The organism is Microbacter sp. GSS18, assembly GCA_029319145.1.
In the GTDB taxonomy this organism is placed as follows: Bacteria; Actinomycetota; Actinomycetes; order Actinomycetales; family Microbacteriaceae; genus Microbacterium.
Genome location: CP119753.1, coordinates 1,108,729 through 1,118,884, shown reverse-complemented (window position 1 = coordinate 1,118,884; position 10,156 = coordinate 1,108,729). Strand labels below are relative to the sequence as shown.

Annotated in this window: 13 protein-coding genes; all 13 read right to left on the bottom strand. The window is 72.1% G+C overall.

All coding sequences use genetic code 11. The features are described from left to right. Window positions 1-113 precede the first annotated feature (113 nt). The gene (gene lgt / locus P0L94_05310) at window positions 114-1,100 is read right to left on the bottom strand and encodes a prolipoprotein diacylglyceryl transferase (protein ID WES65486.1); all 987 of its coding nucleotides are present in this window, start codon (window positions 1,098-1,100) and stop codon (window positions 114-116) included. A gap of 53 nt (window positions 1,101-1,153) precedes the next feature. Beyond that, entirely contained in the window at window positions 1,154-1,948 is a 795-nt protein-coding gene (gene trpA, locus P0L94_05305) for a tryptophan synthase subunit alpha (protein WES65485.1), read from the bottom strand. Next, window positions 1,945-3,153, bottom strand: coding sequence for a tryptophan synthase subunit beta (trpB, locus tag P0L94_05300; GenBank protein WES65484.1), 1,209 nt, complete (start codon window positions 3,151-3,153; stop codon window positions 1,945-1,947). Before trpB ends, trpA begins: the two co-directional genes overlap by 4 nt. After that, window positions 3,150-3,926: an indole-3-glycerol phosphate synthase TrpC gene (gene trpC, locus P0L94_05295; GenBank protein WES65483.1), complete on the bottom strand. Its 777-nt coding sequence runs from the start codon at window positions 3,924-3,926 to the stop codon at window positions 3,150-3,152. Before trpC ends, trpB begins: the two co-directional genes overlap by 4 nt. 2 nt (window positions 3,927-3,928) lie before the next feature. Then, the gene (locus P0L94_05290; protein ID WES65482.1) at window positions 3,929-4,159 is read right to left on the bottom strand and encodes a hypothetical protein; all 231 of its coding nucleotides are present in this window, start codon (window positions 4,157-4,159) and stop codon (window positions 3,929-3,931) included. Between the two features lie 42 nt (window positions 4,160-4,201). Beyond that, on the bottom strand, window positions 4,202-4,801 hold the full coding sequence (locus P0L94_05285; protein ID WES65481.1) for a Trp biosynthesis-associated membrane protein: 600 nt from the start codon (window positions 4,799-4,801) through the stop codon (window positions 4,202-4,204). Then, complete coding sequence (hisI, locus tag P0L94_05280; protein ID WES65480.1) at window positions 4,798-5,151, bottom strand: phosphoribosyl-AMP cyclohydrolase; 354 nt, start codon at window positions 5,149-5,151, stop codon at window positions 4,798-4,800. Before hisI ends, P0L94_05285 begins: the two co-directional genes overlap by 4 nt. Continuing rightward, a complete protein-coding gene (gene hisF, locus P0L94_05275; protein WES65479.1) occupies window positions 5,148-5,921 on the bottom strand; it encodes an imidazole glycerol phosphate synthase subunit HisF in 774 nt (257 codons plus the stop codon). The genes hisI and hisF overlap by 4 nt, the downstream gene beginning before the upstream one ends. Beyond that, window positions 5,921-6,763: an ATP phosphoribosyltransferase gene (hisG, locus tag P0L94_05270; protein ID WES65478.1), complete on the bottom strand. Its 843-nt coding sequence runs from the start codon at window positions 6,761-6,763 to the stop codon at window positions 5,921-5,923. The genes hisF and hisG overlap by 1 nt, the downstream gene beginning before the upstream one ends. Before the next feature lie 40 nt (window positions 6,764-6,803). Beyond that, entirely contained in the window at window positions 6,804-7,067 is a 264-nt protein-coding gene (locus tag P0L94_05265) for a phosphoribosyl-ATP diphosphatase (protein WES65477.1), read from the bottom strand. A 69-nt stretch (window positions 7,068-7,136) separates the two neighbouring features. Next, window positions 7,137-7,829 (bottom strand): ribulose-phosphate 3-epimerase, encoded by a 693-nt coding sequence (gene rpe / locus P0L94_05260; protein ID WES65476.1) that lies wholly within the window; start codon window positions 7,827-7,829, stop codon window positions 7,137-7,139. A gap of 35 nt (window positions 7,830-7,864) precedes the next feature. Continuing rightward, window positions 7,865-9,235 carry a transcription antitermination factor NusB gene (locus P0L94_05255; GenBank protein WES65475.1) on the bottom strand — a complete coding sequence of 457 codons (1,371 nt, stop codon included), beginning with the start codon at window positions 9,233-9,235 and terminating at the stop codon, window positions 7,865-7,867. Further along, complete coding sequence (gene fmt / locus P0L94_05250) at window positions 9,232-10,155, bottom strand: methionyl-tRNA formyltransferase (protein WES65474.1); 924 nt, start codon at window positions 10,153-10,155, stop codon at window positions 9,232-9,234. Before fmt ends, P0L94_05255 begins: the two co-directional genes overlap by 4 nt. Window position 10,156 lies beyond the last annotated feature (1 nt).

The following is a 10,156-nucleotide window of genomic DNA, read 5'->3' as shown; positions in this document are numbered from 1 at the left end:
CTGCGACGGGGGCTCGAAGCCATACCTACCGTCCTCACGTTGATGCTCAAGATGGGACGACGTCGGCCCAGTGGGTGATGCTTGCGGAGCGTGCGTTACTTCCGGAGCGTGCGTTACTTCTTCGTGGCGACAGTGCTTGTGGCGTTCGCTGTGACTTCCTCGGCCGCCGGCGGTTCGCTGACGTCGACGTAGTCGTCGGTGTCCTGAGATTGTACAGGTCCGTCCGGGCGCCATTCGCGGCCCGGAGAATACGGCGACGCCTCGATCCCCGGGTGCCTCCGCGTCTGCACGACGATGATGACGAGACCGAGCAGGACGCCGATGATGGCGGCCCACACGTTGGTGCGCAGGCCCAGGATGATCTCGCTCGGATCGATGCGGATGGACTCCCACACGACGCGGCCCGCGCTGTACCAGATGAGGTAGAGGGCGAAGAGCTTGCCCCACTGGAGCTTGAGGGCGCGACCGGCCCACAGCAGCACCAGCACGCCGAGCGTGTTCCAGAGGACCTCGTACAGGAAGGTCGGGTGGAACAGCGTTCCGGGCTCGAGCCCCGGCGGGAAGGCGGGGTTGTCGCTGTCGATCTCGAGGCCCCACGGCAGGTCGGTGGGAAGCCCGAACAGCTCCTGGTTGAACCAGTTGCCGAAGCGTCCGATGGCCTGTGCGAGCAGGATGCCCGGTGCCAGGGCGTCGGCGAACGACCAGAAGCGGATGCCGGTCCAGCGGCATCCCAGCCACGCGCCCACGGCGCCGCCGATTAGCGCGCCGTAGATGGCGATGCCGCCCTCCCAGATGTAGAGCGCGGTGAGCGGGTCGGCGCCCTCGCCGAAGTAGAAGCTCCAGTGCGTGAGCACGTGGTAGATGCGCGCCGTGATGATGGCGAGCGGGACGGCGATGAGGGCGATGTCGATGACCACCCAGGGCTCCGCCCCGCGCTTGGTGAGGCGGTGGTTGGTCATCAGGACCGCGACGATGATGCCCGTGATGATGCACAGCGCGTAGATGTGGACGCGCAGCGGCCCCAGGTCGAAGTAGCTGATCGACGGGCTCGGGATGCTGGCGACGAGGGTGTTCGTGAAGCTGTGCGCGGCATGGATCATGTGCGATCGGGTCCTTGCTGGTGGGTGTGCCGGGGATTGCCGACGTGTGAAGTCTAGATCGAGTGGAGCGCTGTGCCACCGGCGAGGTCGCGTGCGGCGGCCGCGAGACCCTCGAGGCCGCCGTCGCGCAGGGCGCGGACGAGGGCTGTGCCGACGATGGCGCCGTCGGCGTACTCGAGCACGCCGGCGACCTGCTCGGCGTTCGAGATGCCGATGCCGACGCAGGCGTGGCCGGCCCCGTGCTCGCGCAGCCGGGCGACGAGCGTGCGCGCGGCGGCGTCGAGCTGCGCCCGCTCCCCCGTGATGCCCATCGTCGAGACGGTGTACACGAAGCCGGTGGAGTTCTCGACGATCATCCGGAGCCGGTCTTCGGTGGAGGTCGGGGCCGCCAGGAAGACCCGGTCGAGCCCGGTGCGCGTGCTCGCGGCGACCCACTCCCCCGCCGCGTCCGGCGTGATGTCGGGGGTGATGAGGCCGGCGCCGCCCGCGGCGCTGAGCTCGTCGGCGAACCGGTCCACGCCGTACTGGAGCACGGGGTTCCAATACGTCATGACGAGCACGGGCACGTCGACGCGCCGTACGATCTCGCGCACCGCGGTGAAGGTGTCGCGCAGCTTGAAGCCGGCGGCGAGGGCCGCCGTCGTGGCCTCCTGGATGATGGGGCCGTCCATCACCGGATCCGAGTACGGCGGGCCGAGCTCGAGGATGTCCGCGCCGTTCTCGGCGAGCGTCACCGCCGCCTCGATGCTCGTCTGCAGGTCGGGATAGCCGATCGGCAGGTAGCCGACGAACGCTCCGCGCCCCGCGGCGCGCGCGGCGTCGATGGCGGCCGACACGCGCGAGGTCATTCGGTGGCTCCTTCGTCGTACAGCCCGAAGTAGCGGGCGGCCGTGTCCATGTCCTTGTCGCCGCGTCCCGACAGCGAGACCGCCAGCACGGCGTCCGGGCCGAGCTCGCGTCCGATGCGCAGGGCGCCGGCGAGGGCGTGCGCGGATTCGATGGCGGGGATGATGCCCTCGGTGCGCGACAGCAGGCGCAGCGCCTGCATCGCCTCGTCGTCGGTGGCGGGGATGTAGGTCGCGCGCCCGATCGAGGCCAGCCACGCGTGCTCGGGTCCGACGCCCGGGTAGTCCAGTCCCGCCGAGATCGAGTGGGACTCGACGGTCTGGCCGTCCTCGTCCTGCAGCACGTAGGTCTTCGCGCCGTGGAGGACGCCGGGCCGGCCGCGCTCGATCGACGCCGCGTGGCGGGGCGTGTCGACGCCGTCGCCGGCCGCTTCGACGCCGTAGAGGGCGACGCCGGAGTCGTCGAGGAACGCGTCGAACATGCCGATCGCGTTGGAGCCGCCGCCCACGCACGCGATGACCGCGTCGGGCAGCCGCCCGATCTCGTCCAGCAGCTGGGCGCGGGCCTCCTCGCCGATGATCTTCTGGAAGTCGCGCACCATCGCCGGGAACGGGTGGGGACCCGCGGCCGTGCCGAAGATGTAGTTCGTCGTCTCGACGCTGGCGACCCAGTCCCGGTAGGCCTCGTTGATCGCGTCCTTGAGCGTCCGCGATCCCGTCGTCACCGGCACGACCTCGGCGCCCAGGAGCCGCATGCGAGCGACGTTCAGCGCCTGGCGCTCGGTGTCGACCTCGCCCATGTAGATGGTGCACTCGAACCCGAACAGCGCCGCCGCGGTCGCCGTGGCGACGCCGTGCTGGCCGGCGCCGGTCTCGGCGATCACGCGCGTCTTGCCCAGGCGCTTGGTCAGCAGCGCCTGGCCGATGACGTTGTTGATCTTGTGCGAGCCGGTGTGATTGAGGTCCTCGCGCTTGAGGAACACGCGCGCGCCGCCCGCATGCTCGGCGAAGCGCGACACCTCGGTGAGGGCAGACGGCCGTCCGGCGTACGAGCCGAGCAGTCGCAGGAACTCCGCCTGGAACTCGGGGTCGGCCTTGGCCGATTCGTAGACCTCGGTCAGCTCGTCGATCGCCGCGATGAGCGACTCGGGCATGTAGCGGCCGCCGAACTCGCCGAAGAACGGTCCGGTCACCTCGCGAAGACTCATGCGCCTGCCTCCAGGAACGCGTTCAGGGTGGCGACGGGGTCGCCGGTCACCAGCGCCTCGCCGATCAGGACCACATCGGCTCCCGCCGAGCGGTAGTGGGTGACGTCCGCCGGCGTCAGCACGGCCGACTCCGCGATCCGGACCGCATCCGCGGGGATGCGATCGGCGAGCCGGCCGAACAGATCGCGGTCGAGCTGGAACGTCGTGAGGTCTCGGGCGTTGACGCCGATGAGGCGTGCGCCGACGTCGGCGGCGCGATCCACCTCTTCGGCGGAGTGCGTCTCGACCAGCGGGGTCATCCCGAGCGAGAGGATGAGGTCGTGCAGCCGGGCCAGCGTGGGCTGGTCGAGGGCCGCGACGATCAGCAGCACGAGGTCGGCGCCCGCCGCTCGCGCTTCGAGCACCTGGTACTCCGTGGCGATGAAGTCCTTGCGCAGCACCGGCAGCGACACACGGGCCTTCACGGCCTCGAGGTCGGCGAGGCTGCCCTTGAACCTGCGCCCCTCGGTCAGCACCGAGATCGCCGACGCTCCGCCCTGCTCGTAGAGCGAGGCCTGGAGAGCCGGGTCCGGGATCGCGGCGAGGTGGCCGCGCGAGGGACTCGCGCGCTTGACCTCGGCGATGATCTTCACGCGATCGGCCGGTGCCAGCGCGCTCAGGGCGTCGCGAGCGGGCGTCTGCGCCGCTGCCGCGGCCTCGACGACCGCGAGAGGCTGCTCGATCGCGCGAGCCTCGGCATCCTCAACCGCGCCGGCCGTGAGGTCGGCGAGCATGATCAGTGCGCTTTCGGCGTGTACTTCGGGCCGTTGACGCCGTAGCCGGCCCTGGCCATGGCCCAGCCGACGACGATGCCGACGACGATGAACGCGGCCGAGACCCAGACGAGCCAGGTCATCTCGAAGAAGAAGGCGACCGTGCCGACCGTGATGGCCAGCAGCATGATCACGACAGCGGTCCAGGCGGCGGGCGAGTGTCCGTGGCCGGGATCGCCGATGGGGTTGCTCATGGATCTCCTCCGGAAGTGCGTGGGCCTGGTCAGTCTAGCGGCTCACTCGGTGGGATCCTCGCCCCGTGACAGCTCGTCCCACGAATCGATGGCGTCGTGCGGCCGCGTGCGCGACCCGGCGCCCGCCTCCGCCCGCGCGGCGTCGGTGCGGTAGCGGCGGTCCCCGGCACCCCACCGGCGGGCCGTGACGAGCACGAAGACCCCCGCCGCGAGCATGACGACCCACCCGGCGAGCGTCACGGCGGGCCACGGCGTCGGCGTGATCGACACCACGAGTTCGGCGATCGCGCCGGCTCCGCTGATGCCGGTGGCATCGGTGACCGCGGACGTCACGGCGTCGATGGGCTGGTCGGCGGCGACGCGCCACGTGAGGACGAGCAGGACCGAGCCGATCGCGACCGTCAGAACCCCGAACGCATAGCGGAGCACGAGGCCGACGATGCTGAGCGCGGCCCCCAGGGCGAGCGCCGCGAGGCTCAGCGGGGTCAGGAGGACGACGGCGTCGGCACCGGCGACGGTGAGGGGCTCGGCGGCGCCGTCGGCGAGCGTGACGTCGAGCCACACCTGCGTCGATGCGATGACGCCGAGCGCGCCCGACGCGAGGACGGTCAGGACGCTCAGCAGCCGGGCGCGGCGGATCACGGGGCGACCGCGGGTGCCAGGTCGTCGGCGTCGAAGCACGTGCGCGTCCCGGTGTGGCACGCCGGGCCGACCTGCTCGACCGTGATCAGGACCGCGTCCCCGTCGCAGTCGAGGCGCGCGCCCCGCACGAGCTGGATGTTGCCGGACGTGTCCCCCTTGCGCCAGTACTCCTGGCGCGACCGCGACCAGAACGTCACACGGCCCTCCGTGAGGGTCCGCCGCAGAGCCTCGGCGTCCATCCAGCCCAGCATGAGGACCTCTTTGGAATCCCACTGCTGGATGATCGCCGCCACGAGGCCGTCGGGGTTGAACGCGACCCGGTCGATGCGCTCCTGGGCGCTCTCGCTCACGCGTGAACCTCCCGCACCTCGATGCCGTCCGCGGCCATGACCGCCTTGACGTCGCCGACCGTCAGCTGGCCGGAGTGGAAGACGGATGCCGCGAGGACGGCGTCGGCACCGGCGGCGATCGCGGGGGCGAAGTCCTCGGCCTTGCCCGCGCCCCCCGAGGCGATCACGGGGACGCTCGAGATCTCGCGCATGAGGGTGACGAGTTCGAGGTCGAACCCCTCTTTGGTGCCGTCGGCGTCGATGGAGTTCACCAGCAGCTCGCCCGCGCCCCGGTCGATGGCCTCCCGCGCCCACGCCAGGGCGTCCAGGGAGGTCTCGGTGCGCCCGCCGTGCGTCGTCACGACGAAGCCGGACTCGGTGTTCGGCGAGCGCTTGACGTCCAGCGAGAGGACGAGCACCTGCGCGCCGAAGCGGTCCGCGATCTCATCGAGGAGCACCGGCCGGGCGATGGCGGCGGAGTTGACGCCGATCTTGTCGGCGCCGACCGAGAGCAGGCGCGCGACGTCGTCGGACGTGCGGACGCCTCCCCCGACGGTCAGCGGGATGAAGACCTCTTCGGCAGTGCGCTGGACCACGTCGTACGTCGTCGCGCGGTCGTCGACCGTCGCGGTGACATCGAGGAACGTCAGCTCGTCCGCACCCTGGCGGAAGTACTCGCGGGCGAGCTCGACGGGGTCGCCCATGTCGCGCAGGTTCTCGAAGTTGACGCCCTTGACCACGCGTCCGGCGGCCACGTCCAGGCATGGGATGACACGGCAGACGAGGCTCATCACAGCCTCGCGTTGTGGATCGCGGTGACGAGGATCGCGCGCGCGCCGAGCGCGTACAGCTCGTCCATGACCTTGTTCACGGTGGTCCGCGCCACCATCACGCGCACGGCGACCCAGGACGGGTCGCGCAGCGGCGAGATCGTCGGCGACTCCACGCCGCCCGCGATCGCGACCGCCTGATCGACCAGGTCGGCGGGCAGGTCGTAGTCGACCATGACGTAGCGGCGCGCGACCATGACGCCGCGCAGGCGCCGCAGCAGCGTCTCGGTGCCGGGGGCGTCGTCGGGTCCGGTGATCAGGACGGCCTCGGACTGCAGCAGGGGCGGTCCGAAGACCTCCAGACCCGCCTGACGCAGCGTCGTGCCCGTCTCCACGACGTCGGCGACGGCGTCCGCGACGCCCAGCCGGACGGCGGATTCCACCGCGCCGTCCAGCGGGACGAGGTCGACGGCGACGCCGTGGGTGTCGAGGAACGAGTCCACGAGCCCCGGGTAGGACGTCGCGATGCGGACCCCCTCGAGGTCGGCGAGGTCGGCGTACGTCCCCGGCGGGGCCGCGAAGCGGAACGTCGATCGCCCGAAGCCGAGGGCCTCGATCTCGCGCGCTCCCGGCATCCGGGCGTCCATGAGCAGGTCGCGGCCCGTGATGCCGACGTCCAGCGCGCCGGAGCCGACGTAGGTGGCGATGTCCTTGGGACGCAGGTAGAAGAACTCGACGTCGTTGGCGTGGTCGACGACGTGGAGGTCCTTGCTGTCGCGACGGCCGGTGTATCCGGCCTCGCGCAGCATGTCGGAGGCGGTCTCGCTCAGCGAGCCCTTGTTCGGCACGGCGATGCGCAGCATGGGATGGCTTTCTGAAGTCGCGGGAAGGGTCGGGGCCGGCTCAGAGATGTCGGTAGACGTCCTCGAGCGTCAGCCCCTTGGCGAGCATCAGGACCTGCAGGTGGTAGAGCAGCTGCGAGATCTCCTCGGCTGCCGCCGCGTCGGACTCGTACTCGGCGGCCATCCAGACCTCGGCCGCCTCTTCGACGATCTTCTTGCCGATGGCATGCACGCCGGCGTCCAGCTGGGCCACCGTCCCCGAGCCCTCGGGGCGCGAGGCCGCCTTGGCGGCGAGTTCCGCGTACAGAACGTCGAACGTCTTCACCCTGCAAGGGTATCGTCCGGGCAGGCCCCGGATGTCCGCGTGACATCGCGCGGCCGTGCATGCGCGGGCTCAGTGCACGTGCGGGTGCGCGGCGGCGGTGGCGCGGAGCCCGGCGATGGCCGCACCGGGGTCGCCGGCGCCGAAGACCGCGGAGCCCGCGACGAACGTGTCGGCCCCCGCTTCGGCGGCCTGCTCGATCGTCGCCGCAGAGATGCCGCCGTCGACCTGGAGCCACACCGACGAGCCCCGCCTCCGCGCCTCATCGGCGAGCCTGCGCAGCTTCGGCATGGTCTCGGGCATGAAGGACTGCCCGCCGAATCCGGGTTCGACGGTCATGACGAGGATCTGGTCGAAGTCGTCGAGGAGGTCGAAGAGGCCCTCGACGCCGGTGGCGGGCTTGACCGCGACACCGGCACGGCTGCCGATCGCGCGCAGTCGCCGGGCGAGGGCGACGGGCTCGTTGGCGGCCTCGAGGTGGAATGTGACGCTCGCCGCGCCGATCTCGGCGTAGCCGGGCGCCCATCGGTCCGGGTCGTCGATCATGAGGTGCACGTCCAACGGAACGGGGCTGGTCGCCTGGATCCGCTCGACCATCTGCGGGCCGAACGTCAGGTTCGGCACGAAGTGGTTGTCCATGACGTCGACGTGCACGAAGTCCGCGGCCGCGATGCGCGCGAGCTCGGTCTGCATGTTCACGAAGTCCGCCGCCAGGATGCTGGGGTTGATGCGGATGCCGGGGGCCGGGGCGTCGCTGTGGGGCACGTCCCCATTATGGCGGTCGCCCCGCCGGCACCCGGCTACACGCGGCGCAGCAGCGAGATCGACATGGCGTCGGTGCCGTGGCGGTGCGGCCACAGCTGTGCGCGTCCGGAGCCGTCGGACTGCGCGGCCAGCTGCGGATCGACCTGGCTCACCGCGGTGACCGCGTCGCGCGCGGACAGCTCCTCGATCGCCTCTCCCCACTCGCGCTTGACCTCGGCGACCACGCCGGCGGTCTCGGCCAGATGCGGCGAGCACGTGACGTACGCCACGACGCCGCCGGGCTTGAGGGCGCCGAGCGCCGAGCTCAGCAGCCCGGTCTGCAGCGACGTCAGCTCCGGGATGTCTGCGGGCGACTTGCGCCAGCGGGCCTCGGGGCGGCGGCGCAGGGCGCCCAGCCCGGTGCAGGGCGCATCGACGAGGATGCGGTCGTACCGGCCGGCGCTCTCGGCGGCGCGCGCGCGTCCGTCCTCCTCGCTGACGGGGACGTCCGACGGGACCCCGGCGACCGCGCGCCGGACCAGACCGGCGCGGGCAGGGGAGATCTCGTTGGCCTCGAGGTGCGCGCCGTGGGCCAGCGCCTCGGCGGCGAGGACCGCGGTCTTGCCGCCGGGGCCTGCACACAGGTCGAGCCAGCGCTCCCCCTCCCGCACCGGCGCGTGCCGGGTGAGCGCGAGCGCGGCCAGCTGGGACCCCTCGTCCTGCACGCGGACGCGTCCGCCGGATTCGGTCACGATGCGGTCGGGGTCGCCGCCGTCGAGGCGGAAGCCGAACGGCGAGTAGGAGGTGTGCGCGGCGTCCGCCGGGACGTCGGCCAGGCCGGGGAGCGCGGCGAGCGTGACGCGCGGTGAGGCGTTGTCGGCGCTCAGGAGCTCCTCGAGCTCGTCGGCGCGGCCCTCGGCGGCGAGGGCGCGGCGCATGGCCCTGACGACCCACACCGGGTGGGAGTGGATGAGGCCGAGGCGCTCGTCGTTCGAGCGCGCGGACTCGGCCACGCGGGTCATCCACTCCCCCGGAACGTCTCGTGACACCCGTCGCAGAACGGCGTTGGCGAATCCCGCCGGGCCGCGCCCGCCCACCGATCGCGCCAGTTCGACGGACTCGTTCACCGCCGCGTGGCTGGCCACGCGCGTCGACAAGAGCTGATGCACGCCCAGCCGCAGGGCGTCGAGCACGCCCGGGTCGATGCGGTGCACGGTGCGGTCGGCGGCGATCTCGATGACCGCGTCGTAGGTGCCCTGGCGACGGAGTGTGCCGTACGCGAGCTCGGTGGCCAGTGCCGCATCTGCGCTGCCGAGCTGAGCGCGCTCGATCGCCTTGGGCATGAGCAGATTCGCGTAGGCATCGGATTCGTGCACCGCGCGCAGGACGTCGAAGGCGACCTGCCGGGCCGGCGTGACGCGGCTCACCGTCCCGCCACCGCATCGGTCTCGCGCAGGCCCCGCCACCAGTCGGCGGCGCGCATGGCGCCCTTGCCCGCCGGCTGGACGGTGTCGAGCCGCACGGCGTCGGTGCCCGTGCCGACCACGACGTCGCGACCGTGCAGGGCCAAGTGCCCGGGCTCGAGGCGCGGCGCGTCGTCGGCCGCGGCGGCCGCCGCCTGGATCTTCAGCCGCGCGCCGGCGACGGTCGTGTGGGCCCCGGGCTCGGGTGTGACGCCGCGGATGCGGGCGAGGACGGCCTCGCGCGGGTCCGTCCAGCGGATGCGCCCGTCCTCGAGCGTCAGCTTCGGCGCGTAGCTCGGCTCCCCCGTCTGCGGCACGGCGACCGCGGTGCCCTCGGCGATGGCGTCGACGACGCCGGCGAGCTGATCGGCGCCTGTCTGCGCGAGCTGCTCGAGCAGCCCGCCGGCGGTCGCGCCCGGAGGCATCGGCAGCGCGTCCTCGGCGAAGACGTCGCCGGCATCCAGGTCCGGCACGAGCTGGAAGACCGTCGAACCCGTCCGATCGTCGCCGGCGATGAGCGCGCGCTGCACGGGGGCGGCCCCGCGCCACCGCGGCAGGAGCGAGAAATGCAGGTTGATCCAGCCGTGGGCGGGGGCCGACAGCAGCGGCTCGCGGACGAGTCCGCCGTAGGCGACGATGACCCCCAGGTCGGGATCGCGCCCGAGGATGCGGGCGGTCGCGTCCGCGTCCAGCCGGTCGGTCTTGATGACCGCCAGTCCGAGGTCGTCCGCCGCCGCGGCCACCGGCGACGGCGTGAGCACGCGCTTGCGGCCGAGGGGGGCATCGGTGCGCGTGACCACGGCGACGACCTCGTGGGTCGAGGCCGCGAGCAGTCGCAGGGAGGGGACGGCCGCTTCGGGCGTCCCCGCGAACACGAGTCGCATG

What these genes read in the sequence shown, in the direction of transcription:
- hisF (WES65479.1), bottom strand. Translation starts at nt 5,921, where the DNA reads ATGAGCCTCGTCTGCCGTGTCATCCCATGCCTGGACGTGGCCGCCGGA.
- trpB (WES65484.1), bottom strand. Translation starts at nt 3,153, where the DNA reads ATGAGTCTTCGCGAGGTGACCGGACCGTTCTTCGGCGAGTTCGGCGGC.
- P0L94_05290 (WES65482.1), bottom strand. Translation starts at nt 4,159, where the DNA reads ATGAGCAACCCCATCGGCGATCCCGGCCACGGACACTCGCCCGCCGCC.
- fmt (WES65474.1), bottom strand. Translation starts at nt 10,155, where the DNA reads ATGCGACTCGTGTTCGCGGGGACGCCCGAAGCGGCCGTCCCCTCCCTG.
- lgt (WES65486.1), bottom strand. Translation starts at nt 1,100, where the DNA reads ATGATCCATGCCGCGCACAGCTTCACGAACACCCTCGTCGCCAGCATC.
- hisG (WES65478.1), bottom strand. Translation starts at nt 6,763, where the DNA reads ATGCTGCGCATCGCCGTGCCGAACAAGGGCTCGCTGAGCGAGACCGCC.
- trpC (WES65483.1), bottom strand. Translation starts at nt 3,926, where the DNA reads ATGCTCGCCGACCTCACGGCCGGCGCGGTTGAGGATGCCGAGGCTCGC.
- trpA (WES65485.1), bottom strand. Translation starts at nt 1,948, where the DNA reads ATGACCTCGCGCGTGTCGGCCGCCATCGACGCCGCGCGCGCCGCGGGG.